The sequence below is a fragment of the Desulfosarcina sp. BuS5 genome (assembly GCF_028752835.1).
Taxonomy (GTDB): domain Bacteria; phylum Desulfobacterota; class Desulfobacteria; order Desulfobacterales; family BuS5; genus BuS5.
In genome coordinates this window covers 958,175-982,170 of the sequence record NZ_CP087952.1, presented here as the reverse complement: position 1 = coordinate 982,170, position 23,996 = coordinate 958,175, and the positions used below count along the sequence as shown (strand labels likewise).

31 protein-coding genes are annotated in these 23,996 nt (G+C 40.6%); 11 read left to right on the top strand and 20 right to left on the bottom strand.

The annotated features are described in order from the left end of the window. The first annotated feature begins 75 nt into the window (after positions 1-75). From BuS5_RS04825 to tnpC, 4 genes are read left to right on the top strand one after another with little or no spacing between them, the layout of a single operon-like run. The gene (locus BuS5_RS04825; RefSeq protein WP_274427635.1) at positions 76-462 is read left to right on the top strand and encodes a hypothetical protein; all 387 of its coding nucleotides are present in this window, start codon (positions 76-78) and stop codon (positions 460-462) included. Further along, positions 459-821: an IS66 family insertion sequence element accessory protein TnpB gene (tnpB, locus tag BuS5_RS04820; RefSeq protein WP_274427634.1), complete on the top strand. Its 363-nt coding sequence runs from the start codon at positions 459-461 to the stop codon at positions 819-821. Before BuS5_RS04825 ends, tnpB begins: the two co-directional genes overlap by 4 nt. 53 nt (positions 822-874) lie before the next feature. Continuing rightward, a complete protein-coding gene (locus tag BuS5_RS04815) occupies positions 875-1,747 on the top strand; it encodes a DUF4338 domain-containing protein (protein WP_274427862.1) in 873 nt (290 codons plus the stop codon). After that, positions 1,744-3,303, top strand: a complete 1,560-nt coding sequence (gene tnpC / locus BuS5_RS04810) for an IS66 family transposase (RefSeq protein WP_274428007.1) — start codon at positions 1,744-1,746, stop codon at positions 3,301-3,303. The genes BuS5_RS04815 and tnpC overlap by 4 nt, the downstream gene beginning before the upstream one ends. Positions 3,304-3,383: 80 nt before the next feature. Here tnpC and BuS5_RS04805 read toward each other — a convergent pair whose 3' ends face one another. Then, entirely contained in the window at positions 3,384-3,566 is a 183-nt protein-coding gene (locus BuS5_RS04805) for a hypothetical protein (RefSeq protein WP_274428055.1), read from the bottom strand. A 732-nt stretch (positions 3,567-4,298) separates the two neighbouring features. Here BuS5_RS04805 and ltrA point away from each other — a divergent pair. Beyond that, complete coding sequence (ltrA, locus tag BuS5_RS04800; RefSeq protein WP_036019348.1) at positions 4,299-5,672, top strand: group II intron reverse transcriptase/maturase; 1,374 nt, start codon at positions 4,299-4,301, stop codon at positions 5,670-5,672. A 145-nt stretch (positions 5,673-5,817) separates the two neighbouring features. On the opposite strand, the gene BuS5_RS20365 is transcribed toward ltrA, so the two are convergent. Next, positions 5,818-6,075 carry a hypothetical protein gene (locus BuS5_RS20365; RefSeq protein ID WP_443112705.1) on the bottom strand — a complete coding sequence of 86 codons (258 nt, stop codon included), beginning with the start codon at positions 6,073-6,075 and terminating at the stop codon, positions 5,818-5,820. Between the two features lie 123 nt (positions 6,076-6,198). Beyond that, complete coding sequence (locus BuS5_RS04790; protein WP_274428054.1) at positions 6,199-6,681, bottom strand: hypothetical protein; 483 nt, start codon at positions 6,679-6,681, stop codon at positions 6,199-6,201. A gap of 1,072 nt (positions 6,682-7,753) precedes the next feature. Here BuS5_RS04790 and BuS5_RS04785 point away from each other — a divergent pair. Then, positions 7,754-7,894 (top strand): hypothetical protein, encoded by a 141-nt coding sequence (locus BuS5_RS04785; RefSeq protein ID WP_274428053.1) that lies wholly within the window; start codon positions 7,754-7,756, stop codon positions 7,892-7,894. A gap of 346 nt (positions 7,895-8,240) precedes the next feature. On the opposite strand, the gene BuS5_RS04780 is transcribed toward BuS5_RS04785, so the two are convergent. Further along, the gene (locus BuS5_RS04780) at positions 8,241-8,597 is read right to left on the bottom strand and encodes a DUF5615 family PIN-like protein (RefSeq protein WP_274428052.1); all 357 of its coding nucleotides are present in this window, start codon (positions 8,595-8,597) and stop codon (positions 8,241-8,243) included. Further along, positions 8,597-8,830: a DUF433 domain-containing protein gene (locus BuS5_RS04775; RefSeq protein WP_274428051.1), complete on the bottom strand. Its 234-nt coding sequence runs from the start codon at positions 8,828-8,830 to the stop codon at positions 8,597-8,599. Before BuS5_RS04775 ends, BuS5_RS04780 begins: the two co-directional genes overlap by 1 nt. A 293-nt stretch (positions 8,831-9,123) precedes the next feature. Here BuS5_RS04775 and BuS5_RS04770 point away from each other — a divergent pair, with 293 nt between their 5' ends. After that, positions 9,124-9,822 (top strand): hypothetical protein, encoded by a 699-nt coding sequence (locus BuS5_RS04770; RefSeq protein ID WP_274428050.1) that lies wholly within the window; start codon positions 9,124-9,126, stop codon positions 9,820-9,822. Here the strand turns inward: BuS5_RS04770 and BuS5_RS04765 are convergent. The 13 genes from BuS5_RS04765 to BuS5_RS04710 form a co-directional block, all read right to left on the bottom strand. After that, complete coding sequence (locus BuS5_RS04765) at positions 9,772-10,758, bottom strand: IS1 family transposase (RefSeq protein ID WP_274428049.1); 987 nt, start codon at positions 10,756-10,758, stop codon at positions 9,772-9,774. The two genes, BuS5_RS04770 and BuS5_RS04765, sit on opposite strands and share 51 nt — an antisense overlap. 122 nt (positions 10,759-10,880) lie before the next feature. Beyond that, positions 10,881-12,035 (bottom strand): IS4 family transposase, encoded by a 1,155-nt coding sequence (locus BuS5_RS04760; protein WP_036019371.1) that lies wholly within the window; start codon positions 12,033-12,035, stop codon positions 10,881-10,883. A gap of 67 nt (positions 12,036-12,102) precedes the next feature. Beyond that, positions 12,103-12,528: a HepT-like ribonuclease domain-containing protein gene (locus BuS5_RS04755; protein ID WP_051375151.1), complete on the bottom strand. Its 426-nt coding sequence runs from the start codon at positions 12,526-12,528 to the stop codon at positions 12,103-12,105. Next, positions 12,521-12,826, bottom strand: coding sequence for a nucleotidyltransferase family protein (locus BuS5_RS04750; protein ID WP_027354937.1), 306 nt, complete (start codon positions 12,824-12,826; stop codon positions 12,521-12,523). Before BuS5_RS04750 ends, BuS5_RS04755 begins: the two co-directional genes overlap by 8 nt. Before the next feature lie 1,063 nt (positions 12,827-13,889). Continuing rightward, on the bottom strand, positions 13,890-14,228 hold the full coding sequence (gene mazF, locus BuS5_RS04745; RefSeq protein ID WP_027354938.1) for an endoribonuclease MazF: 339 nt from the start codon (positions 14,226-14,228) through the stop codon (positions 13,890-13,892). Further along, entirely contained in the window at positions 14,228-14,467 is a 240-nt protein-coding gene (locus BuS5_RS04740) for an AbrB/MazE/SpoVT family DNA-binding domain-containing protein (RefSeq protein WP_027354939.1), read from the bottom strand. The genes mazF and BuS5_RS04740 overlap by 1 nt, the downstream gene beginning before the upstream one ends. A gap of 117 nt (positions 14,468-14,584) precedes the next feature. Then, positions 14,585-14,677, bottom strand: a complete 93-nt coding sequence (locus tag BuS5_RS20360; protein WP_443112704.1) for a hypothetical protein — start codon at positions 14,675-14,677, stop codon at positions 14,585-14,587. A 215-nt stretch (positions 14,678-14,892) separates the two neighbouring features. Next, positions 14,893-15,180, bottom strand: coding sequence for a hypothetical protein (locus BuS5_RS04735; RefSeq protein WP_035266442.1), 288 nt, complete (start codon positions 15,178-15,180; stop codon positions 14,893-14,895). Continuing rightward, a complete protein-coding gene (locus BuS5_RS04730; protein WP_027354941.1) occupies positions 15,177-16,241 on the bottom strand; it encodes a hypothetical protein in 1,065 nt (354 codons plus the stop codon). The genes BuS5_RS04735 and BuS5_RS04730 overlap by 4 nt, the downstream gene beginning before the upstream one ends. 419 nt (positions 16,242-16,660) lie before the next feature. Next, positions 16,661-17,770 carry a HigA family addiction module antitoxin gene (locus tag BuS5_RS04725; RefSeq protein WP_035266443.1) on the bottom strand — a complete coding sequence of 370 codons (1,110 nt, stop codon included), beginning with the start codon at positions 17,768-17,770 and terminating at the stop codon, positions 16,661-16,663. Continuing rightward, complete coding sequence (locus BuS5_RS04720) at positions 17,763-18,101, bottom strand: type II toxin-antitoxin system RelE/ParE family toxin (RefSeq protein ID WP_027354943.1); 339 nt, start codon at positions 18,099-18,101, stop codon at positions 17,763-17,765. The genes BuS5_RS04725 and BuS5_RS04720 overlap by 8 nt, the downstream gene beginning before the upstream one ends. A gap of 358 nt (positions 18,102-18,459) precedes the next feature. Further along, positions 18,460-18,582: a hypothetical protein gene (locus BuS5_RS04715; RefSeq protein WP_274428048.1), complete on the bottom strand. Its 123-nt coding sequence runs from the start codon at positions 18,580-18,582 to the stop codon at positions 18,460-18,462. Positions 18,583-18,625: 43 nt separating this feature from the next. Further along, positions 18,626-19,780 carry an IS4 family transposase gene (locus BuS5_RS04710; protein ID WP_036019371.1) on the bottom strand — a complete coding sequence of 385 codons (1,155 nt, stop codon included), beginning with the start codon at positions 19,778-19,780 and terminating at the stop codon, positions 18,626-18,628. A gap of 113 nt (positions 19,781-19,893) precedes the next feature. On the opposite strand from BuS5_RS04710, the gene BuS5_RS04705 reads away from it, so the two are divergent. The 4 genes from BuS5_RS04705 to BuS5_RS04690 all read left to right on the top strand — a co-directional run bounded on the left by BuS5_RS04705 (position 19,894) and on the right by BuS5_RS04690 (position 22,972). After that, a complete protein-coding gene (locus BuS5_RS04705; protein ID WP_274428047.1) occupies positions 19,894-20,811 on the top strand; it encodes a hypothetical protein in 918 nt (305 codons plus the stop codon). A 160-nt stretch (positions 20,812-20,971) separates the two neighbouring features. After that, positions 20,972-21,220, top strand: a complete 249-nt coding sequence (locus BuS5_RS04700; protein ID WP_027355009.1) for a hypothetical protein — start codon at positions 20,972-20,974, stop codon at positions 21,218-21,220. Continuing rightward, positions 21,213-21,917: a hypothetical protein gene (locus tag BuS5_RS04695; RefSeq protein ID WP_274428046.1), complete on the top strand. Its 705-nt coding sequence runs from the start codon at positions 21,213-21,215 to the stop codon at positions 21,915-21,917. Before BuS5_RS04700 ends, BuS5_RS04695 begins: the two co-directional genes overlap by 8 nt. Before the next feature lie 89 nt (positions 21,918-22,006). After that, positions 22,007-22,972: a DUF2971 domain-containing protein gene (locus BuS5_RS04690; RefSeq protein WP_157487501.1), complete on the top strand. Its 966-nt coding sequence runs from the start codon at positions 22,007-22,009 to the stop codon at positions 22,970-22,972. Between the two features lie 120 nt (positions 22,973-23,092). Here BuS5_RS04690 and BuS5_RS04685 read toward each other — a convergent pair whose 3' ends face one another. Continuing rightward, a complete protein-coding gene (locus BuS5_RS04685) occupies positions 23,093-23,359 on the bottom strand; it encodes a type II toxin-antitoxin system RelE family toxin (protein ID WP_027355126.1) in 267 nt (88 codons plus the stop codon). Then, the gene (locus BuS5_RS04680; RefSeq protein ID WP_027355125.1) at positions 23,356-23,607 is read right to left on the bottom strand and encodes a type II toxin-antitoxin system Phd/YefM family antitoxin; all 252 of its coding nucleotides are present in this window, start codon (positions 23,605-23,607) and stop codon (positions 23,356-23,358) included. Before BuS5_RS04680 ends, BuS5_RS04685 begins: the two co-directional genes overlap by 4 nt. Positions 23,608-23,996: the final 389 nt, after the last annotated feature.

Genomic DNA, 23,996 nt, shown 5'->3' with positions numbered 1-23,996 from the left:
GTGCATGAAAAACAAATTCAAATAAGGTAGTATCGGTCATTCAAATCACGTAATATTATATAAGGAGGATGACCGATGAATCTTATGCAGCCTTCAGGCGAGTACAGTCTGGATGAAGTACGGGAAAAATTTAAACAATGGCGTAACAGCCGGGATAGAGGTAAAGCCATTCCGGAAGCATTATGGGAAGCCGCTGCCTCGTTATACCCTGCCTATTCTCTGCACCGTATATCAAAAGCCTTGAGCCTCAACCATACCAAGCTAAAGCATTACGTCCAGAATATATCACCAAATCCGTCCGTGCCGACGGCATCTTTCATCGAACTTGATGTAGCCCAAGCCCCTTTGCCTTTCAAGGGCATTATCGAGATGCAACATCAGAACGGTGCCAGGATGACAATGCAAATTGCGGACAGTTCTGACTTGATCAATATAACCCAACAGTTTTGGAGTCAGCCATGATTCAGATAACTCCGCAAATGCGTATCCTGCTGGCCATAGACCCGGTGGATTTCAGAAAAGGTATCGACGGTCTAAATGCTGTTTGTCGGCAGGTGCTGCGCTCCGATCCATTTTCAGGGTATGTTTTTATTTTTCGTAATAAAAAGGCAACTGCCATAAAGATCATTATGTATGATGGCCAAGGATTCTGGATGTGTCAGAAAAGGCTGTCTAAGGGACGTTTCAACTGGTGGCCAAACAAATCCGGTGAGGCGGTCAGGCCTCTGGCCGTTCATGAACTGCAGCTTCTGATCTGGAACGGTAATCCTGTAAAGGCTCATGTTGCACCATTGTGGCGGCCAATTCCTGTAAAAAAATAGAAAAAAATATTTAATGACTTGCGTTCCAGTAAAAAATGTGATATTTGATGCCCATGTTTACGTATAGAGGCAGAGTCGTTACTGACAAAGATATTATTTTTATCAAGGAGCTTATTGCTCAAAATCCGGATGCCAGCCGCCGGGCGCTTTCCAGAAAACTGTGCATAGCCTGGAATTGGGTCCAGGCCAATGGGGCATTGCGTGATATGGTCTGTCGGGGTATGATGTTAGAACTGCACCGTGCAGGATTCATACGTCTGCCGGACAAAAAATGTAATCCCCATAATCCATTTGTAGAACGTAGAAAACCTAAAAAAATTCAGATCAATCAAACTTTACTGGAAACAAAATTAGCCAAAATACGGCCGCTTGAATTTTGCCAGGTACGCAGAAGCCCGCATGAAAAAATGTTCAACAGCCTGATCGAGTATTACCATTATCTGGGTTACTGCCATTCAGTGGGCGAACAGCTGAAATACATCGTTTATACTGATGGGCGGCCAATAGCATGTTTTGCCTGGTCTTCTGCAGCGAGGCATATAGGCTGCAGGGACAGGTTTATCGGCTGGGATGCGAAGACGCGTAAAAAAAATCTGCACCTTTTGGCGTATAATACACGATTTTTAATTCTACCATGGGTGCGCGTACCACATCTGGCCTCCCATCTTCTTGGTCACATGATAAAAATCTTGGCCCTGGATTGGCGTAAAATCTACAATCATCCCATCTGGTACCTTGAAACTTTTGTGGACAAAACCCGTTTTGCCGGTACCTGTTACAAGGCTGCGAACTGGAAGTATCTTGGAGACACCACCGGCAGGGGTAAAAATGATCAAACATTTAAACCGAACCGATCTATAAAGGCTGTTTGGGGATATCCATTAGCCAAAAATTTTCGCAGCCTTTTACGGGGGGACACACAGTGAAGACCCCGGAACGTATAGACCTGGACGTCAAGCAGTTAGATGCTCTTTTAAAGCGTGTTAAAGAACTGTTGCCACCTGAGGACTATGAACTCATCAAGGCTATGGCTGACACTATCTACCTTTTAAGTCAGTGTGTGGACAATAAAGCCGCCTCCATACGACGGCTGTTGCGCATGCTGTTTGGTGCAACTACCGAAAAAACTGGAAAAACAAAGGCTCACCCAAAAAAGAAGAATTCTGTTAAAGCTAAAAAAGGTCATGGCCGCAAACCTGCTAAAGATTATACCGGGGCAAAAAAAGTCAGAGTCTTCCATGATACTCTTAAACCTGGAGACAACTGCCCTGAATGTTTAAAGGGCAAGGTATATGAATTAAAGGAGCCGCAGCGAATCATACGCATCACCGGAAACGCTCCATTAAGTGGAACTGTCTATGAAATGCAGCGTTTACGCTGTAATCTCTGTGGAGCAATTTTCACCGCATCGACACCTGAAAATGTGGGTGAAGACAAATATGATGCAAAAGCCAAGGCCATGATTGCTCTTTTGAAATATGGTACCGGTATGCCATTTAACAGACTTAAAGATCTTCAGCAAAGTCTTGGCATACCATTGCCTGCATCGACACAGTTCGAGATTGTCGATCAAATGGCAATGGAACTTACTCCGATTTATCAGGAATTTATCCGTCAGGGCGCTCAGGGCGATATCATTCATAATGATGACACCACTATGAAGGTTTTGTCCCTGATGAAGGAAAACAAAGAAAATAACCCGGAACGTAAAGGTATATTTACCACGGGTATACTGTCAAAAACCGATGATCATAAAATTGCACTGTTTTTTACCGGCCGTCAGCATGCCGGAGAAAACTTGATGGATTTACTTAAGCGTCGTATTGGTCTGAGCCCACCCATTCAGATGTGTGATGCTCTGTCCAGAAATGTTCCCAAAGAATTCGAAACTCTGCTGGCAAATTGTCTTACACATGGACGAAGACAGTTTGTTGACGTACTGCAAAGCTTCCCGGAAGAGTGCAGTTATGTACTCGAAATCCTCGCAGAGGTATATAAAAATGATAAGATTACCAAAGAACAGAACATGGAAGCTGAAGAACGGCTACGGTTTCATCAGGACAACAGCGGTCCGCTGATGAAAAAGCTCAACACCTGGTTTCACAAACAAATAGACCAACATTTGGTGGAGCCCAACAGCGGGCTGGGCCAGGCTATTGGCTACATGCTCAAACATTGGGAGGCGTTGACCCTTTTTCTCAGGGAACCAGGTGTACCTTTGGACAACAATATTTGCGAACAGGCTTTGAAAAAGGTCGTTCTGCATCGCAAGAATGCTCTGTTTTATAAAACTGAGCATGGTGCCATGGTAGGTGATCTGTTCATGAGTCTGATTCATACCTGTAATTTATCCGGTACCAATCCTTTTGATTACCTGACAGCACTGCTGGAACATGCCTCTGAGTTGTCAGAATCCCCAGACAAATGGATGCCGTGGAATTATAAATCCGCACTGATTGAACCGGACAATCCTGAAGCATAAAATCACTTTTTAATATTTCCATCCTGATTAATCAGCCGGGTGCCTGCAAAAAAACAGGCACCTAACTGCTGACTGCTTACCTACGCTAAATTTTTTTTTGCGCTATGCACGCTTGCCGAAAGGACACCGAGATCTGAATAATTTGATGGTAAAGCATTTTGTGCCTGGCTGCAAAGAGCTTGAAAAACATATTCAAGCTGTTCAAGCCCTCGAGAATTGATAATTTCGGAAAAACTGCTACGACTGATCCCTCCTCGTGCCAAGATAAATCCGAATCGTTGGGATAAGACACAAGGTCTTTGAAACTCGATATTGTTACCAAGTGGGTGCTCGGGAAACGGTTTGTTTCCTTCATCTCTGCAGGGCTTGCTCTGGCATTGATGTTAAGATAGTCCCACCTGACTAAAGACTAACCAGCAGGTCAGTAGCGAAGTCCACAGGTAAACCCGGTAACGGGAGTCTGGAGCTGGACGGAGCAAGATTGCAGGCTCTGTATTGAGCCCCGAAAAATGTATGGTTGTGGTCATTGTGATAATCCTGCTTGCAGGAAAAAGCCGACGCTTTGGAGACAGCGGAAGGCAGCAGTCCTGAATATGCTAAGGCAAGTATTCAGGACACCACCGGGGTCTTAGACCAGGGCATGTACTCAAAGGGGTAGCTCGGGAACTTGGGAGACCCGGATGTTTCCTTGGGTAAAAAGAACGGTAACAGGAAATCCAGCGCAAGCGAAATCCCGGCGTTGCATAGGAATGTCCCGCCTTGCAACGAGTCTGCCATTGGCAGAAACACAAACATTAAAAGATGGGCGATACAAGGTATCAGGGGAGGATAGCGAAGAGCGAACGAACCTGAGATAAACATTCGGAAGTCTTAGCAGATCATAGTACCGATGATTAAGAATTGAACTATCTTGATCGGAAAGGTGGGGAAGTGATGCCCAAGCGACCCACTGCAGGGAAGGTGAAGCAGGGTATAACGTTTTTTTGGCAGGAATTATGGGAGATACACAGATGTCACAAACCATATCAACAAAAAGCCGAGAAATTGCAAGAACGGTCGCTTGCAATTCCAGACCGATAGAATGGGGACAACCACCGGTGTTAACAGGTGGGTCATCCCTTATCAAAATCGAGCTGCTTGCTCAAAGTAATCCTGAACTGGTATTTACATCAGTAGTCCATCGGATAGACTTTGATTTACTGAAACAATCCTTTCGTAAAATTCGGAAAAGCAAATCTGCAGGAGTGGACAAGGTTACGGCAAAGGAGTATGCCGAAAATCTTGATCAAAACCTCTATAATCTGTATGAACGACTGCGGAGAGGACAGTACGTTGCGTCTCCTGTAAAGCGTATCTGGATAGACAAGGAAGGAGGGAAAAAGCGTCCAATTGGCATACCTGTACTTGAGGATAAAATTGTCCAGAAAGCAGCAGCAGCCATATTGAATGTCATATTTGACAGGAATTTTTACAATTTTTCCCATGCATTCAGAAAAGGTCGGAGCCAACACATGGCAATCAAAGATTTACGTGAGCAATGCTTGAAGCAGAATATCAGCTGGATAGTAAGCGCAGATATTACAGGACTATTTGACAATATTAATCACGAGTTACTTAAAGACATGATACGTCGGAGAGTAAGTGACGGCGGAATGATTCGCCTGATAGGGAAGTGGTTGAATGCAGGCGTAATGGAGGAAGGCAACCTGACGTACTCTGAAACGGGCACTCCACAGGGAGGAGTAATTTCCCCTGTGCTCAGTAATATCTTTCTTCATTATGTTTTAGATGACTGGTACGTGAAAGAAGTGATCCCCCGGATGAAAGGGAGATGCTCCATCATACGCTGGGCGGATGATTTCATCCTCGGGTTCGAGTATGAAAAAGACGCATTGCGTGTCATGGATGTATTACCCAGGCGGTTCGAACAGTTCGAGCTGTCACTTCACCCGGAAAAGACAAAACTGATTCGATTTTCCAAACGCATTAGCGGAAAGGGAAACGGGACGTTTGATTTTTTAGGGTTTACATTTTACTGGTCAAAATCATTAAAAGGGTACATGGTAATAAAGAAAAAGACGGCAAGAAAGCGTTCAAGCCGTTTTATGAAGAGAATATGGATATGGTGCAAGGATAACCGTCATAAGCCAATGGCCGAGCAGTATGAGATTCTTTGCAGTAAACTGCGAGGTTTTTACCAGTACTTTGGAGTAATAAGTAACTACAAAGTGCTGGAAGTTGTGTTTGAATATACTGAGAAAGCATGGCGTCGATGGTTAAGCCGAAGAAGTCACAAGGGCGAAGTAATGTTCGAGGACTTGCGCACAACATACCCACTGCCATTACCCAGAATAGTCCATAATATTTGATGCCGTAAGGGCTGCAAAGTTATACGCCAAACGGGGTGTCGCCTGTTTGGTTGATAATCCGGTAAAAAGGATTTGAACCGAGGAACCGTATGAGGGAAATCTTCACGTACGGGTCTGTAGGGGGGGCGTCGGGTAACCGATGCTCCTACCTGGAATCTGGAGCGACACATTCTTTGGCAAAATCGTCTTCTTTAAGGTGTTGAATAAGATCACGAGCTGATTCATGTTCTTGTAGATGGAAAAATATCAGTGCGTGAAGCTGATCTTCAAAAGTCATTTTCAATGGCCTGTGACCTCGGGATTTAAGCTGTGGCGTGTCAGGAAAAATCTTTTGCAAAGGTTTGAGAAATCGAGCATGAGATTGGGGATTAAAATTCTTTTTTGGGATATTGAATATGTCCATTTTTGTCTTAACTCCTTGTTATAATTATATTTTATAACAAAACGATAAAAAATTTTTATTTGGTTTGTCAAGTAAAAAATGAACATTTTTCTAATTTTTTTATCCCATATAACATGCAAAAACCTAACCGGACACTACTGTGTCAAATATGACATTCAATATGGCTGCTGCTGCTTTCTGGACAATTTTATCCTCAAGTACAGGTATGCCAATTGGACGCTTTTCCCCTCCTTCCTTGTCTATCCAGATACGCTTTACAGGAGACGCAACGTACTGTCCTCTCCGCAGTCGTTCATACAGATTATAGAGGTTTTGATCAAGATTTTCGGCATACTCCTTTGCCGTAACCTTGTCCACTCCTGCAGATTCGCTTTTCCGAATTTTACGAAAGGATTGTTTCAGTAAATCAAAGTCTATCCGATGGACTACTGATGTAAATACCAGTTCATGATTATTTTGAGCAAGCAGCTCGATTTTGATAAGGGATGACCCACCTGTTAATACCGGTGGTTGTCCCCATTCTATCGGTCTGGAATTGCAAGCGACCGTTCTTGCAATTTCTCGGCTTTTTGTTGATATGGTTTGTGACCTCTGTGTATCTCCCATAATTCCTGCCAAAAAAAACGTTATACCCTGCTTCACCTTCCCTGCAGTGGGTCGCTTGGGCATCACTTCCCCACCTTTCCGATCAAGATAGTTCAATTCTTAATCATCGGTACTATGATCTGCTAAGACTTCCGAATGTTTATCTCAGGTTCGTTCGCTCTTCGCTATCCTCCCCTGATACCTTGTATCGCCCGTCTTTTAATGTTTGTGTTTCTGCCAATGGCAGACTCGTTGCAAGGCGGGACATTCCTATGCAACGCCGGGATTTCGCTTGCGCTGGATTTCCTGTTACCGTTCTTTTTACCCAAGGAAACATCCGGGTCTCCCAAGTTCCCGAGCTACCCCTTTGAGTACATGCCCTGGTCTAAGACCCCGGTGGTGTCCTGAATACTTGCCTTAGCATATTCAGGACTGCTGCCTTCCGCTGTCTCCAAAGCGTCGGCTTTTTCCTGCAAGCAGGATTATCACAATGACCACAACCATACATTTTTCGGGGCTCAATACAGAGCCTGCAATCTTGCTCCGTCCAGCTCCAGACTCCCGTTACCGGGTTTACCTGTGGACTTCGCTACTGACCTGCTGGTTAGTCTTTAGTCAGGTGGGACTATCTTAACATCAATGCCAGAGCAAGCCCTGCAGAGATGAAGGAAACAAACCGTTTCCCGAGCACCCACTTGGTAACAATATCGAGTTTCAAAGACCTTGTGTCTTATCCCAACGATTCGGATTTATCTTGGCACGAGTAGTGTTTTGTTGTAAACCCCTGCCTGGTTGCGACAACCTGCTTTTTGTAAAGCAGCTGGATTTGCGAAAGCGTAATTAAACGTTTGCAAATAATACAAAGTTGGCTAACTCACCGTTGTTTGGTGGCGCTTGCAACATAACCAGTTAAAACAATAAGCAACGCCTTGAGAAATAGTTGCAGAAAACGAGACGAGATGCAACCGGATGCTGGAATAATGAAAATAAAAAAACGGTTGCCAAAGCGTAAACCGCTGTTTGCGGCATTTTGCAACAATGATTGTTGATGCGATGCTGACTTTACCAAAAAAGCCACAAAAAGCAAGGCGAGATGTCACCGAGTGCTGAAACAGTGAAAAATGTAAAATGCTTGCCGAAGCTGACGTTCAAAAAAGCAACAAGAAACGCCGGCAAAAGCGATAACCGGCAAATACCGGCAACGGCTGTTAGCAAAACAGACAGTGAAAAATAAAACTCAAAATTAAGCCTGCGATTAGGTTTACAACGCGGCTGTTGAGCCGCGAGAATCGCAGGCACTGGCTGAAAAAGGCAATTTTTTTTCAGCCAGTGCTGAGAATCGCAGTCGGCTCCAACGTCCTTGATAGGTGGAGCGTGAGCGGGAACCTATCAAGGACGTTGGAGGAACTCGACAGCCGCGATAAGTGGACCGTGTGCGTAGCGCAGCGGAGCTCACGGTCCACTTATCGACTAAAATGAGCTGACACAAAAGCCGCTGAAATATTTGGATTTAACGAAAAATCGGCTCGGCTTTTGTGGTCAGCTCCATTTTTTTGTTATGTGCGGTCAGATGTAAGTGATTATCTGATTCCTTTACGAATACGTACAATTCCAGGAGAAACCACCGTAAAAGATTGATAAAGCTTATCTGAGTGTTCTTGTACAACAGATGAAATAATTTTAGCTTTTGCAAGTTGAGATAATCCAGCCAAACGAAAAAACAATACTCCGTTTAAAATTTTATTCTGACGAAAAACTAACTCTCCAAAATCTTTGTCAGCTGTTAACAATAAAGCATTTTGTTGATTTGCCCTTTCAAATACAATGTCATCGGAAATACTTGGATCTATCTCCGCTATATAAAGCACATCATGACCTTCTTCTCTGAGAATTTCAACAACCTGTCTATCAACACATTCATCAGCCATTATATTCATTACGCAACTCTCGATATAGGGTAAATCACATCAGCTTTTAAAGCTTTTGCCGCAAAACCGAGGGCTGCTTGAATAGCATCCTTAGTTAACCGAGGATGAGCATCTATAATCTGCTCAAATGTTTCACCAGCAGCTAACTTTTCTAAAATGAGTTCAACTGAAATTCGTGTTCCTGTAATTACTGGTTTCCCCATCATTACTGATGGTTCAGATTGAATAAATTTTTCATACATTTTGCACCTCATCTCTTAGTTAGCACATAACGCGGCTGTTGAGCCGCGAGAATCGCAGGCACTGGCTGAAAAAGGCATTTTTTTTTCAGCCAGTGCTGAGAATCGCAGTCGGCTCCAACGTCCTTGATAGGTGGAGCGTGAGCGGGAACCTATCACTCGATGATCAAGTTTTTATGATTAGCTAAATTTTAAGCTTGAGAGTATAATCACGGCCATTGAAAAATATTAATAATTTTGAAAGAGTCCATTCATAATGCTATTAACTGAATCTGCACCATTTATCAAACAGTACATTGCTCAAGATAAGAGAATCATGCAAAGAACCAAAGTTAACTCCAAAGGGACGATTAGCAAAATATCAATACGATTTTGTTGGATTAGCAAAATATTTTGAAAAAATAACAACCTTTGTTTGTTGTGGATTTCCTGCCGACCCGGAAACAGGTCAAAAGGAAAAAGCACTTTACATAACCAAGGCTTCAACAGTTCGCTTGAATGCCATACCTGGCAAACATCGAATAGTTGAAAGTCACGACCCTGCCACTCAAACCATCAAGTATCTCCTCACCAATTGTCTCACCTGGGAAGCCACCAAAATCATTTCTGTTTATAGCCACCGCTGGGTTATTGAGGAGTTTTTCAAGAATGCAAAGCAGTTGTCCGATATGGAGGGAGCCACTATCAGGAGTGAACAAGGCGCAACACTAGCGTTGTACCTGGTGTCCTGGATTGACTTCCTCCTCCATTTGGAGAATTACAAGCAATGCACTGTTGGAAAACTGCCAAAGGAACCATTAACGATTCCTTCAATAGTTCGCCGAGCGCAAAACGAAAATTTGGAAGCGTTTGTCTTGCGAGTACAATCCGATGAGGATTTCGTTAACAAACTGGTTGAATTCAGCAGGGCTAACATGAACCGCAATCGTAAGAAATACAAAGAGTTAGTTGTTATTAATGGGGATATTGCTGCTCCTATGAAAAAGGCCGCATAGCAAAAAATATGCCAGATGCCAATTTTTACAGGAACTATTTTTCGAAAACTTGAGTATGTAATTATAGTTGAATAAGTTGATCCACATTACATTACTAAAATTCAACTTGTTCTTGCAATACCCCAGAGTTTTTCTCTGAAGATAGGAGATATGTTGCCTCAGGGTAAGGTTCAGTCTCTTAATAAATGAGGTGTTTTGGCTTTTTCCGGGGAAATCTTTTACAGTACCTTTTACAAAATATTTTTTAACTGTTACAAGCCGACGCTTTATTCGGCGCTTAACAATTTGCAGGTAAGCATAAGGAATTTCAGACATAATGTTTTCGAGCGTATTTTTGTAAGCCGCTAATTTATCTGCAGCGACCTTTAATATATTATCTTTTCCCCATTTGCCCAACTTTTTAACGCCCTTTACTAAACGGTTTGCAGTGTAAGTTGTTCTTGAACCCAACTCGAAACCGATCCAGAATTTTGTTGTTGATTCAAGAGCGATAAAAACCCATAATTGTTGACTTTTATTTTTAAGGTAAGACCATAGTTCATCCATCTGGAGAAATACAATGGTAAGTCCGATAGTAAAACAAAGAAATAGGTGAAATTGCTGGCCTTTTTGCCCAATAGCTTTTTGCCATTGTTCAATTGTCCTTCGATCTTTTTGAAGTACATCGGCAATTGCATCAGTGCCAAGGCCGTAAGAGTTTAGCTTTGCCGTTTGCTCATACTCTTTAAAGCTGCCATGCTTTCCAAAAAGATCGGAATATCCTGTTTCTGAGAATCTATGTTTGCCACCATTGCAGTAAAACATTTGTCTTGGCTCAAAATCGGATTTTGTTATGTAAACTCCATCCTTGGTGATTTTGTTCTCGGTTGATTGATAACATTTGCAGCTTTTCCTGGGACAAAAAAGTGTTAGGGCTGTATTTGCTGTATTTTGCATGGTTGCGATCCTTTGAATAGAGTTTTAACCGTGCTCTACAAAATATATTGCTTTTAGTCTATAGCAATTTTAATTTTTAGTAAAATTTTTTTTTATTCATATTTTCAGACAGTAGTGTCCGGTTAAGTTTTTGCATATAGCATTTGCTCTTTGATAATCAGATTATTAGACCATACGTTTTTTTCGTCAGTACGTAATTCGTTCTGGATGGTATTTCTAAGCTGACGAATCCTCTTTATTGATACAGGTTCATTAAACTGTTCATGGCAGTATATGGCCATAAGCAGGTAGGTTATTAACCCCGCAAGGATTTGAACCATCAGGCCATATCTACTGTGAGCAATCAAGTGGTACACTTTTAAATGTTTCTTCCACCATTTGAAAAAAGTTTCGATATCCCATCTAAGCTTATAAACGGTTGCAACCTGCTCGGCTGTAAGATCATAACGATCAGTTGCCACAAAATATTTGACACCGGCAATTTTATAACCAACCAGTCGAACCGGCTTTCTGGTCTGGTTTACCCCAGGAGTGCCAAGAAGAACCACAGCATCATAAAAAATATAGCTGTCGGGATCAACAGGCTGCTCTTTGATAATAGTTCTTGTTGTTTTCGCTTTGATGCGGCAAACAAAATGTTTTTTTTCATCCTGAAGAAGATCAAAATCCTTATGTGATTGATACCCCCGATCCATGATTCCTGTTTGGCCTTTTGTAAGGATAGACCTGACAAAGGGGCGTTCAGCGCCATTTCCATTTGTCAGATGAATTTTTATAGGAATCTTGCGATTGACATCAAAGCCGAAATGGCCTTTTGCTTTTTTAGCGCCTTTTCTGTAATCAGCCCAGTACATGGACAGAACTGCATCAATTAAAGATCCATCAATGGAAACGAGTTCACCGAGATCTGAATAATTTGATGGTAAAGCATTTTGTGCCTGGCTGCAAAGAGCTTGAAAAACATATTCAAGCTGTTCAAGCCCTCGAGAATTGATAATTTCGGAAAAACTGCTACGACTGATCCCTCCATCTGGAGCGACACATTCTTTGGCAAAATCGTCTTCTTTAAGGTGTTGAATAAGATCACGAGCTGATTCATGTTCTTGTAGATGGAAAAATATCAGTGCGTGAAGCTGATCTTCAAAAGTCATTTTCAATGGCCTGTGACCTCGGGATTTAAGCTGTGGCGTGTCAGGAAAAATCTTTTGCAAAGGTTTGAGAAATCGAGCATGAGATTGGGGATTAAAATTCTTTTTTGGGATATTGAATATGTCCATTTTTGTCTTAACTCCTTGTTATAATTATATTTTATAACAAAACGATAAAAAATTTTTATTTGGTTTGTCAAGTAAAAAATGAACATTTTTCTAATTTTTTTATCCCATATAACATGCAAAAACCTAACCGGACACTACTGATTTGAACTACAGTTTCTATCAAACCTGGAATGCGATCTTTACATACGAAAAATACCACTTCGGCATTCAAATCAAAATAGTGATGGCTAATAATGTCACGCATTCCTTTTGCCCCTTTCCAGTCAACTTCAGGGTATTGAGCAAGCAACTTTCCACCGGTTACCTTGTCCAAATTTTTCAAATTTTCACCGATAACAATCAACATCATGCATACGGCGTCCAACTTATCTATTCCGGCATCGGATAGGAGAAAATCATCGGGACTGCGAACATCTTTGAATCTTCGTTCGATACGATTTGCAGCAGCCAGAATTTGCCTGAGTATTTCCTTTGCAAGCTCCCTGTCAAACATACACGGCCTCAGTGTCGATGCGTTTTTTCAAAAATGTATTCATTTTTTCTCGATAATGAACAATATCCACTTTTGTATGATAATCTGCCTCAAGTTCTTCCTTTATGTGTACCATATTAAAGAGATCAGGCTTGCTCATTCTTACGACAATATCTACATCACTACTCGGTCTTCGATCATTCCTGGCAAGAGAGCCGAAAACGCCAATGGAAGTAACTCCAAATTTCTTTTCAAAAGCTAATTTCTTTTTTTTAAGAACTTTCAACGCCTCATCAAGGCTTAAATTCTTTTTATTCATATTTACCCTCTACTTTCCAGATTATGAGCTAACAGCTCTGAAAATAGTCAGAATTTTGATCCAATAAAATTTTCTACGATGATTGTACTTTAGTCTACCAAAAGTTCAAAGCTATTTTTCTATCATAGATGCGATGACAGACAAACGGCTAACAAGTAATTGTAAGGTTCCGCATATCATGCAGAGTGTTAATAGATAGCCGCATATCATGCAAATCTGAATGATATTTGACTGATAATTTTTTTAACTTTTCCTGAGTAACTCCTTAGCAAAAAGCATCAAGTATCCGTTCTTAAAGGGGAAGTCGTTCCAAAAAATTGTATTTTCATCCATTAAAGCCCAGTTTTCAGACGGTCGGAGAGCCTCGGTTAGAACTATGGGGAATAAGTATTTTTAACTGAAATTCCCAAGAATAGATAAGGGCAGTAAGGTGCTCGCCATTTTCAATGGCAGTGGTATAAAAACGATTCTTTTCACTCGACTATCAAGTTTTTTTCAGTTGACTGAATTTATTGGATATTTTTAAACTGCGATTTTAACCCCCTATCAATAAATTCAACAAGTTACCTTTTGGAGGTGTAAAAACAAAATATTTGCATCAAGTTTTTAACTCTTTGAAAATATTGTATTTATAGAGTCAAGTTTTAAAAACTTGATAGTCGAGTTTCAGATTTCAAAAGGTGTTCTTTTTTACAACTTAACGGAGTCAAACTACCTATAACCCGCTCGTTCACCTGCACCCAGCCTGCTTGCCATATTTTGCATAAAATGTCCGGGAAGAATGCTTCTTTCCTTTCTGATTCGACATTTGTGCCATCACTTAACCGCTCAACGCCGCTACAATCCGCCCTGCTGTTTTCCCATCCCACAATTCCGGACGGTTGGGTTTTCGTTTCAATGTCAATGTTTCCCGATATGCTTTTCGAATTTTATCCACCTGGTTTCCCACCAAAACCGATGCGCCGCCATACTCCCGTAGAACTTAACTGGGTCAGACCCCCAATATTGAAAAAAAGCCCAGGAAGGGCCTAATAAGTTAAAAAATTGATAATAATTTTGAAACTTACTCATTCATCCGTATTAATGCTTCAAACTTTGAGAGCACTTCTTCAAGCAGCGTTTCATCCACCATAGTCACAAATTTAACACCACGAACCCGCCAATCAAGGTTTTTGACCTGATCAGCCAAAACAACACCAGAGATTGTTGGATTATCTTTGATCTTGACCTCAAAAGGGTAGCCTTTTATCTGGTTCGTGATCGGACAAAACAATGCAAGTCCGGTTTTGCCGTTATATGTTGCGGGAGAGATTACCAATGCAGGACGATGACCAGCCTGTTCGTGCCCAGTTTGAGGATTGAATTGCAGCCATACGACATGACAGCGATCCGGTACGTACATCAGAGAATCTCCTTGCCTACAGGCTCGTCCCTGCCAACTTCTTCATGCAGGTTTTCCTGCGTGATTCCAGCCAGCAAATCAGACAGATTATACCGTTTATTTATTGATCTGATCACAATCTCATCTTTTCTTAACGAAAAATCGAATGAATCATTCTCTTCTAACCTGCATTTTGCCGCGATTGACTGGGGTATCATGAATGCAAGATTGTTACCAATTTTAACGGTTTTTGCTTTCATAGTGTGCTCCTTTAAAACAAAATGGTTATGTGGCAGATTGTTTTTTCAACAAATATGCGTTTGTCATATTCAAGGAATTTTTAAACGGACTCATCCAGATTAACCATCCGCCCTTCATTAGTGGACAACTTCCTTTTTCTCTTCAATAACTTCGATAATCGCCTGCTTGAAGAGAACCTTAATTTTTCTATCATCAATTAATGTTTCCATATGACAATATCCCTTAGCGTTGCATCTTTAGTTTATGAAAATCAGCGCCAGGATAATTTATTAGCTGCCGCTTTTTTCCGCTCATGCCCTCTATTAAACTCATATGTCTGAAATCAATGATTTTCAGACTCTTCAGCTCTAAAATCAACCTAACACAATTGCAGGCACAGAAATAATCTCCCGTAGGACTAAGGTGTCTCCCTTTCTTTCTCCTTCTACAACCACCCACATTCATCCAATTTTTTCTGATACTCTTCCCGGCTCAGGGGACAATCCATCAATAGGTCGAAGTCTTTGTTCGGGAGCTTGCATTGCTTGGCCATTTTCCGTTGGTTGGATGAAGAAATCTCACTATGACTGCTACCATGACTTGTCTTGGTCCAGACAGCGGTTTTTTCGCCCGTCAACAGATGATATATAAATTTTCGGTGGTCCCCCTGGTTTTTGGTAAACCCTTTCCGCTCAAGTGCCTTCTCCACGTCTTTCCGGTTTCTTGGATTCATAATGATTTTTCCTCTTTGACCAGATCACGTATCTTCGACCTGAGCTTCTCGGCACTTTTGCTCATCTTTCCTTCAACATCTTTGCCATATTCCTGCCAAACCCAATAGAAATCAGCACAAAACTCAGCCAGAAGATCTTCTCGATTTTCAGCTCCGAGAACAATACCCACATCTTGATAATCCAATGTAAATTCCTGGCTCTCCGGATCAAAGACAACAGGGACGCTGAGCTCTTCATGAAGCATCAGCACATGCCCGTCGGCATGGATTTCCGAAACCTCAAGGGGGCTCACGTCAATTTCCTCGATTTCCAGCACATCGACTATTTTCTCAGGAATACCTCTACTGTCCATCTGAACTTTCCCATGAACCTGGATGATCTCGCGCACATTGGATACGATAAAATCTTCCAACTCCGGGTCGTACGTACAACGGATCACTTTTTGAGCAGGGGCATAAAAAAGTCCCAACGTATTCTCATCAAGATGTATCTGAACCAGTTCACCGGATATCGTCTTTTGCTCGGAGGCCGGAGGTACCAGAATATCTCGGATCGACCTAGCGAGTTCAGGCCGCAAGATTGTCATGATTTGCCCTATAGCTCCGATGCCGACATGCCATTTTGCACCATTCTTTGGACAATAGGAAACGATGGTCCGCAAAACCTTCCGCCGGTAATTACTGTCCGGAATCAAGTTTTTCAATCCTTCCAAGCTGGATTCCTTCAGACAGTTCACGACCTCAAGATATTTTTCCTTCACCGACAATCCAATATCCTCAATCTCGCCAATCCGCTGTGCCGGTGCGATTTCAGCAGTTAGACAGTAGCTCCCTTTTTCTTCCAAGACTCTGTAAATAGCGCAGGCTTTTTTAACTTCCAGAGGAACCCGAATCCGTTGACGATAATCATGCTGCAACTCAGCAAGAGCCAGATAGTATACAGTATCCTGGATGCCTTTTAATATCTGCCCCAACAGCGCAAAGGAAATCTGCCCTTCCTGAACAGCAGATCCCTCAACTTTAATCTGAAAACGACGATTTTCCATCATGTTATCTCCCATCCCCCCGCCTGCTGCCTGCTGCCTGCCCGGTGAAATGCCGTTGCCGTTTATTTCACCCGAACCTGCCTTACTCCTCTAACCTCAAGCCTCACACCCCAAGCCTTTTTCCCCGAGCCCCGAGCATTATTAAATCTTGATAATATTTTCTGAATTCATCCGGGTCTGTTATCCCACAGCTCAGCCTCCTGTTTACCGGATTAAAACCATCTTCTTAGTTTCGATCTGATCTCCAACATTCAGTTGATAGAAAGTAGACCCCCACTGCCGACGTTTACTTTCCTTACTACCTTTACCATTCCATGAGATGGTATGTTTGTGCTAACGTACGCATCACCTGCACCCAAAGCCAATGAGGAGTTGATAAATGGTACTTTTTATGATGTATTACACAAATGGAAAAAATGGCTCGGCTTTGGGTGTCAGAGTGTATGCGATTGTTGGGCACTGAAAGCAAATTTTCTTTTAAGTTTATTAAGCCAACTATATGGTATTAAACCGTCATGTTGAAGTCTTCCAACAATAATGCCTGGAGACAAGTCTAATTCTTTTGCAAACGCTGAAATTGATTGTCTTGAAAATTTAGTCAATGAGGTTAACTTTTTATAATTAGATTTTGAGATTAGAATGTTAGAGGCAAAAACATCTGCTTCGACTTCCTTTTCACTTTTTTCAATGTGATTGTTTGCTTCGATAAAAACTTCAGTTTTGCCATGCAGTAAGATATGACCAGCTTCATGGAAAAAATTAAACCAAAAGTGATCATCCATTTTATGTCTTAAGCTTAAAATAATCATAGCTTTATTAGTATTTAGCCATTTAGTAGCGCCGCTTACATGCGTTTTTGACAGTTCTGGCACAAAAACTAATGAAACCCCTGATTTACGACAACTTTCAATCATGATTTTTTGAAATATTTCAACTGGCTCATTAGTTACTTTTCTAATTTCCGAAAGAGCTACTTTGAACTTTTTTTTATTAAATGGAGCACATTCGACAGATTCAGACATTAGTTCACCAATTCTGAGCCATGTAGCGATAGATTCTGGTTGGCTTTTATAAGCTACAGAACGACGATAAGCGACATTTGGAGCTAAGTAGAAATTATTCCATGCAGAGATAGTGCTTACTCCAAAAAAAGATAACAGGTTTGAAAGATTTTCTGTTAGATTTTTTTTGCGAGGAAGAATACCTAAATTTGATAGCTGCTGAAGGGGAAATTTTTTCACCCATTGTTTTTGTTTATATAGGGAAGCGTGATCCTTCTCCCTTGCAACAAATAGTTCGTAGTCAGTGTTAAGATTGCTCCATAAAGAAGCTGAAACACCAATAGCTCTTTCAAGCCTGATCGCTATTGACGGGGAAATTGAAGCCTTACCATTAATAATTTGGCTGACTGTTTTTAATGTAATGCCACATCTCTCTGCTAAAGCAGTTTTTTTTATGCCTCTTGCCTCCAAGGTTTCTTCTAAAATTTCACCAGGATGTATAGTATAATCTGGCTGGTAAGCATTTGTTTCTATATTATTCATGATAGTCTCCAATCCATATTATTTCGATTGCTGTTATTTGGGATAATTCTATCCCGCCGTCCCTTTTTCGGGGGATTGTTTCATGGTTTGGGACAAAAATTAGCCTCCATTGATCTCTAATTACTACAGCAAACTGTTCATCACGACCCCCTGATAATTGATGGCATCTTTCTGGGGGCTGATGAGGAACATCTGCTAAAGAATTTGCCGCCGCAAGAACTTTCATACGTCTCATAATGAAACGAGTAGTTTTCGAGCCATATTTTTTAATTAATTTTTTAGAAAAATTAAGTTCTTTTTCTAATCGTTTCGTTTTAAAAATTATATGCATTATCAAGATGATAATTCATTTAACCTGTTAGGTAAAGCTTTTTTTATATTTTTTCTGCAAGAAGGAATATAGAGCAAGTAGGTGTGGATGATGCCCAACGATGAACTCACCGGCCGCCAACATGCGGGGCAAGACCTTCCGCAAACGACAACATTTATGCGGAAGAGAGCGTTTAAAAAAAAGCGCCGCGGTTGGCGGTCGGGTTCCAGGTAGGAGCATCGGTTACCCGACGCCCCCCCTACAGACCCGTACGTGAAGATTTCCCTCATACGGTTCCTCGGTTCAAATCCTTTTTACCGGATTATCAACCAAACAGGCGACACCCCGTTTGGCGTATAACTTTGCAGCCCTTACGGCATCAAATATTATGGACTATTCTGGGTAATGGCAGTGGGTATGTTGTGCGCAAGTCCTCGAACATTACTTCGCCCTTGTGACTTCTTCGGCTTAACCATCGACGCCGGTAGTCCCTACAAAACAATGCAGGTGATTAAAAAGTGTCTCTGAAAATCAGTAGTGTCCGGTTAAGTTTTTGCATATAGCATTTGCTCTTTGATAATCAGATTATTAGACCATACGTTTTTTTCGTCAGTACGTAATTCGTTCTGGATGGTATTTCTAAGCTGACGAATCCTCTTTATTGATACAGGTTCATTAAACTGTTCATGGCAGTATATGGCCATAAGCAGGTAGGTTATTAACCCCGCAAGGATTTGAACCATCAGGCCATATCTACTGTGAGCAATCAAGTGGTACACTTTTAAATGTTTCTTCCACCATTTGAAAAAAGTTTCGATATCCCATCTAAGCTTATAAACGGTTGCAACCTGCTCGGCTGTAAGATCATAACGATCAGTTGCCACAAAATATTTGACACCGGCAATTTTATAACCAACCAGTCGAACCGGCTTTCTGGTCTGGTTTACCCCAGGAGTGCCAAGAAGAACCACAGCATCATAAAAAATATAGCTGTCGGGATCAACAGGCTGCTCTTTGATAATAGTTCTTGTTGTTTTCGCTTTGATGCGGCAAACAAAATGTTTTTTTTCATCCTGAAGAAGATCAAAATCCTTATGTGATTGATACCCCCGATCCATGATTCCTGTTTGGCCTTTTGTAAGGATAGACCTGACAAAGGGGCGTTCAGCGCCATTTCCATTTGTCAGATGAATTTTTATAGGAATCTTGCGATTGACATCAAAGCCGAAATGGCCTTTTGCTTTTTTAGCGCCTTTTCTGTAATCAGCCCAGTACATGGACAGAACTGCATCAATTAAAGATCCATCAATGGAAACGAGTTCACCGAGATCTGAATAATTTGATGGTAAAGCATTTTGTGCCTGGCTGCAAAGAGCTTGAAAAACATATTCAAGCTGTTCAAGCCCTCGAGAATTGATAATTTCGGAAAAACTGCTACGACTGATCCCTCCATCTGGAGCGACACATTCTTTGGCAAAATCGTCTTCTTTAAGGTGTTGAATAAGATCACGAGCTGATTCATGTTCTTGTAGATGGAAAAATATCAGTGCGTGAAGCTGATCTTCAAAAGTCATTTTCAATGGCCTGTGACCTCGGGATTTAAGCTGTGGCGTGTCAGGAAAAATCTTTTGCAAAGGTTTGAGAAATCGAGCATGAGATTGGGGATTAAAATTCTTTTTTGGGATATTGAATATGTCCATTTTTGTCTTAACTCCTTGTTATAATTATATTTTATAACAAAACGATAAAAAATTTTTATTTGGTTTGTCAAGTAAAAAATGAACATTTTTCTAATTTTTTTATCCCATATAACATGCAAAAACCTAACCGGACACTACTGGACAATAATAGAAAATCTTTGATTGTTGTGGAAGTCAAGCGTCCTGCAGAGGATATAACGAAGGACTATGTAATAGGGCAATTGAGGTCTTACATGAGGCAAATGAAATCCGATTTCGGATTTTTAATTGGCTCAGATCTGAGAGTTTTTTATGATGGCCCATTAAATCCTCACTCTGATCCAATATTGTTAGAAAGAATTGATTTTGAAAAACAATCAGAGAAAGGAATAACTTTTGTAAAATTTTTTAATAAAGGTAGTTTGGCGGAAAATAGGCATGATGAATATTTAAAAAACAAGCTCCATAAATTTAACAAAAAAAGAGAAGTGAATTCATTAGTTCAGCAGTTAATTGGATTCGAAATAAAACAGAAAGTAATAGGTTACCTGAGAAATGAGTTCCCAGACACGGATGATGAGACATTCTCGGATGCACTTCAGCAAGTAAAAATTGAAATTTCAAGAAAAGGAGAAATAAAACAACAAATTGTTACAACTGAGAAACAAAAAAGAACGCCCAAAAGAAAAATAATCCGCCCTCAAAATCAAAGACCAAATTACCAATCCTTTGGAGGGGCTTCACCTTCAGCAAAAATCGCAAATATTCCATTTGAAAGTCACTTGGAAACTAGATTAAGGCATATATATGGCGTTTTGTATTTTATGAAACAAGGTCTTGATTACCCTTCGGCAATTCACCAAACACATAGATTATTTCCTGAAGTTCAAGATTATGAAACTATTTCAGACAAATGCAGAAGAGGCTTTGCTGATAGTGTTGATGAATTTATATCTTGGTTTAATTCTGACAAAATACTAAACAAACTTTTAGAAAAGTTTTCTTTAACAGATCACGATTACGATATATTTAAAGAGTTGCTGACACAATAAGTATTTAATTTCACATAACAAATCGTTTCAAGGGACAAGCGGGCAGCGTGGTTTTTTGAAATTCAGTCTTGCTGGCCAAATCCCAATTTATTCAAAATTCATAGCTGTAAATCCCGCTTGCCCCTGAACTCAAGCGTTATACGTGAAAACAGGAGGTCTTATGAGAAATTTACCAAAACTCATCTTCGTCGGAGCGGCAGGCGCCGGATTCTTAACTGGATGCGCTCCAAGTGGCCCAATGCCACCCATGTTCGGTCCAGGCGGTACTGGTATATTGTTATTTGTTATGGTCGCTGCTGTTGGCTATTTTATCTGGCATAAGCTTACTGTTATCAGTACAAGGCTTGAATCATTGGAAAAAGATGTACAAAGTCTAAAAAATAGAAGTAAAGGAGAAGATCATGAATAAATCTCGACAGATTGTAATTCTATTAGCATTGTTTTTGATAGGAGGTATAACTATGGTAAACGCACAAGATAAGCCGCCATTACTTGATAGGCCAACTGTTTCTGGATATGGCCACACGTTAGTACCTCCTCCTCCACCTCCGGGACAAGTTCCACCTCCACCACCGCAAGGAGTGGTGCAATCTCCACCACCTGCTCCCGGATTGACACCGCCTCCCCCACCACCTCCCCAACCAGGTAGTCCTTCAACTGGAGTCTATCAGGATATAATAAATAACGCTTCGCTTGCAGTTGCTACTGCCCAAAAAGCAAAGGCATATTTATCGGCTGGGAAGGTTTGGAGTATGACCGGCCTTCGGGGTGAAGTTGAAGTTAAAGCAGCTATTGTTTATGACGGAACAGCGGTAGCTGTTTTACATTTCAACCCATCTTCCGGTTCTATATTACCGCTTGGCATTCATGTTGTAGAGACAGGAGTGTCTCCACAAATTATTGAAAATATAAAGCGTAATATAGCAACCATCGTCAGTAGCCTTAAAATTTTGAATGGTGCCGAATATAGAGCGCCGGAAAGTGCATGGTACATTCCATTGGCTTCCAAAAACATGATTGTGGCACATTTGAAAATATATACTAATGGGATCCATATTATTCCAGACTATCCGGCAAATCAAGAAATGCAAGCATATGGAAAGTAAGGAGGCGTATAACAATCGGGTCCACTTGACCGACATTTCGCTGCGCTCATGTCGGCAAGTGACCCTTGTCGTTAAGTGCTTTTAATAAAATGAGAAAAACATCTGAAGTCTATAAAAAGATATATCATTATACGACTTGGAATGGCGTGTTAGAAATAATTAAATCTCAGCGTCTTTGGTCCACACACTATAAATTTCTTAATGATTTTAGTGAAATCATCTTGTTCAAAAAACCACTAATTTCTTTTCTTTATCCATATGTATTACAATCATATGAAAGAGTTGTTAGCCAATATCCACATATTTTAGCAGACATTAAAACTACTGGAGGAATACATCAGAATGCCAAGCATGATACAGATGCATTTGTCACTGCTCAATATTCAGCAACGGGTGATGAAATTTATATTCTTTCTTTTTGTGGAGAGCATAAAGAAAAGTATATCAATGATAATGGGTTATTAAGTCAATGGCGAGCGTATGGTGTTGATGGTGGTTGTGCTTTGGTGTTTGATACAAAAGAAATTGAAGAATTATGTAAATATGAATTCGCGAATTATCAATATAATCATATACATATATCAGATTTAATCTATAGTGATGATAAAGATAAATTAGAAAAAGAGCTATCTGATGATTTAGGCGTATTAGCAATGGATGCAATAAAAATGTTCAATCCTGATTTATGGAAAGGGGAAACTGAAGAAACTATTTTGAAGGGATACTACTCTTTTTTGCGCTGTATTACACGTTATAAACATCGTGGTTTCAAAGAGGAAAACGAAGTAAGAATAGTTGCTCTACCAAGTAATAATTTATCATTAGATACAAACAACAATTCTAGCAAAAAAGACAAAACTATATTATTTAAATCAAAAAATGGATTAAATGTGCCATATATAGAGTTATTTGACTCTGATGAAATAATACTACCAATAGAAAAGATTATCGTAGGTCCCCATAGAGAAAAAGAATTAAGAGCTAAAACATTAGAGGTTATGTTACGAAAAACAAAAATTGAAATAATGTGTTCAGATATCCCATACATAAGTTAGTAAAATAAGGCACTTAACAATTGGGTGCACTTGACCGCCATTCCGCTGCGGCCTTCGGCCTTGCTTCATGTCGGCAAGTGACCCTTGTCGTTATAAGGCTCAAAATATAAGGAAATAATTTTAGGTGAGGTTTCTGTATATATCTTTACGGTGGCCAATTTTGACAATCAGAATCAATAGGACATCATCTTGAATCTCATAAACAATCCGATAATCTCCGACTCGGATTTTGTGAAAGGGGTTGTTTCCCTTCATCTTGGTTGTATCCGGGTTCGGAAGGTTTTCAGCGAGATTGTCAATAGCCTTGCTTATACGTTTTTGGTCAGGTTTAGAAATCTTCTTGAGCGCTTTTGCCGCAGATCTCTTGACTTCTATCCTATATTTCAAATTTCGAGTTCCTTTTTCAGCACTTCCCAGGGGATCGGTTCACCGGGTTCATTTTTAGATTTCCATGCATCTTCTATATCAATTCGGTCCTCTAAATCTTGCAGCAATTTAAGCTCTTTCATGGACACAATGGCGGCAATAGGTTCGCCCCGTCGGGTCAAGACAAAGGACTCATTTCCAAATGCAACCTGGTTAATAATATTGGCAAATTTTTTTCTTGCATCAGCGGTTGTAATTTTTTTAAGCATGGTAATCACCTCAAATGAATGATATGTACAAATGGTGCTATATGTTCATATGGTACGCCATGAAATCTTTGTTGTCAATAGAAAACTTTAATCGAAATATAAGGCCTTATAACCAGGGCATGAACCTTGACTGGGTTTTCGCTGGCGCTCAAACCCAGCAGGTTATGCCAGTCGTTATGCCTTAAAGCAAGAAAAGTGTATAAAGCAACTTGAAAAGAAATTTAACCCTTTTTTTGGGCAATAGAATGTTACATATGAATTATTTGCGGAGTGCTGCTATTGGTGCATTATGGTATTTTTTAATAACGCTTATTGGATCAGTCATTTTTGACAACGACACTACCTTTTCCAAATCTCAAGATTTAATCATTGGACTACTGTTTGGCCCA

Excerpts from the sequence above, each read along its gene's own strand:
- BuS5_RS04765 (WP_274428049.1), bottom strand. The coding sequence starts at position 10,758 with ATGCAAAATACAGCAAATACAGCCCTAACACTTTTTTGTCCCAGGAAA.
- BuS5_RS04690 (WP_157487501.1), top strand. The coding sequence starts at position 22,007 with ATGAGAAAAACATCTGAAGTCTATAAAAAGATATATCATTATACGACT.
- BuS5_RS20365 (WP_443112705.1), bottom strand. The coding sequence starts at position 6,075 with ATGGACATATTCAATATCCCAAAAAAGAATTTTAATCCCCAATCTCAT.
- BuS5_RS04760 (WP_036019371.1), bottom strand. The coding sequence starts at position 12,035 with ATGGACATATTCAATATCCCAAAAAAGAATTTTAATCCCCAATCTCAT.
- BuS5_RS04755 (WP_051375151.1), bottom strand. The coding sequence starts at position 12,528 with ATGTTTGACAGGGAGCTTGCAAAGGAAATACTCAGGCAAATTCTGGCT.
- BuS5_RS04735 (WP_035266442.1), bottom strand. The coding sequence starts at position 15,180 with ATGAATCCAAGAAACCGGAAAGACGTGGAGAAGGCACTTGAGCGGAAA.
- BuS5_RS04750 (WP_027354937.1), bottom strand. The coding sequence starts at position 12,826 with ATGAATAAAAAGAATTTAAGCCTTGATGAGGCGTTGAAAGTTCTTAAA.
- BuS5_RS04740 (WP_027354939.1), bottom strand. The coding sequence starts at position 14,467 with ATGAAAGCAAAAACCGTTAAAATTGGTAACAATCTTGCATTCATGATA.
- BuS5_RS04725 (WP_035266443.1), bottom strand. The coding sequence starts at position 17,770 with ATGAATAATATAGAAACAAATGCTTACCAGCCAGATTATACTATACAT.
- ltrA (WP_036019348.1), top strand. The coding sequence starts at position 4,299 with ATGGGAGATACACAGATGTCACAAACCATATCAACAAAAAGCCGAGAA.
- BuS5_RS04700 (WP_027355009.1), top strand. The coding sequence starts at position 20,972 with ATGAGAAATTTACCAAAACTCATCTTCGTCGGAGCGGCAGGCGCCGGA.
- BuS5_RS04720 (WP_027354943.1), bottom strand. The coding sequence starts at position 18,101 with ATGCATATAATTTTTAAAACGAAACGATTAGAAAAAGAACTTAATTTT.
- BuS5_RS04780 (WP_274428052.1), bottom strand. The coding sequence starts at position 8,597 with ATGAATATAATGGCTGATGAATGTGTTGATAGACAGGTTGTTGAAATT.
- BuS5_RS04680 (WP_027355125.1), bottom strand. The coding sequence starts at position 23,607 with ATGCTTAAAAAAATTACAACCGCTGATGCAAGAAAAAAATTTGCCAAT.
- BuS5_RS04775 (WP_274428051.1), bottom strand. The coding sequence starts at position 8,830 with ATGTATGAAAAATTTATTCAATCTGAACCATCAGTAATGATGGGGAAA.
- BuS5_RS04705 (WP_274428047.1), top strand. The coding sequence starts at position 19,894 with ATGCAAAAACCTAACCGGACACTACTGGACAATAATAGAAAATCTTTG.
- BuS5_RS20360 (WP_443112704.1), bottom strand. The coding sequence starts at position 14,677 with ATGGAAACATTAATTGATGATAGAAAAATTAAGGTTCTCTTCAAGCAG.
- BuS5_RS04695 (WP_274428046.1), top strand. The coding sequence starts at position 21,213 with ATGAATAAATCTCGACAGATTGTAATTCTATTAGCATTGTTTTTGATA.
- BuS5_RS04785 (WP_274428053.1), top strand. The coding sequence starts at position 7,754 with ATGTCACCGAGTGCTGAAACAGTGAAAAATGTAAAATGCTTGCCGAAG.
- tnpB (WP_274427634.1), top strand. The coding sequence starts at position 459 with ATGATTCAGATAACTCCGCAAATGCGTATCCTGCTGGCCATAGACCCG.
- BuS5_RS04730 (WP_027354941.1), bottom strand. The coding sequence starts at position 16,241 with ATGGGAGATAACATGATGGAAAATCGTCGTTTTCAGATTAAAGTTGAG.
- BuS5_RS04790 (WP_274428054.1), bottom strand. The coding sequence starts at position 6,681 with ATGGGAGATACACAGAGGTCACAAACCATATCAACAAAAAGCCGAGAA.
- BuS5_RS04815 (WP_274427862.1), top strand. The coding sequence starts at position 875 with ATGTTTACGTATAGAGGCAGAGTCGTTACTGACAAAGATATTATTTTT.
- mazF (WP_027354938.1), bottom strand. The coding sequence starts at position 14,228 with ATGTACGTACCGGATCGCTGTCATGTCGTATGGCTGCAATTCAATCCT.
- BuS5_RS04825 (WP_274427635.1), top strand. The coding sequence starts at position 76 with ATGAATCTTATGCAGCCTTCAGGCGAGTACAGTCTGGATGAAGTACGG.
- BuS5_RS04710 (WP_036019371.1), bottom strand. The coding sequence starts at position 19,780 with ATGGACATATTCAATATCCCAAAAAAGAATTTTAATCCCCAATCTCAT.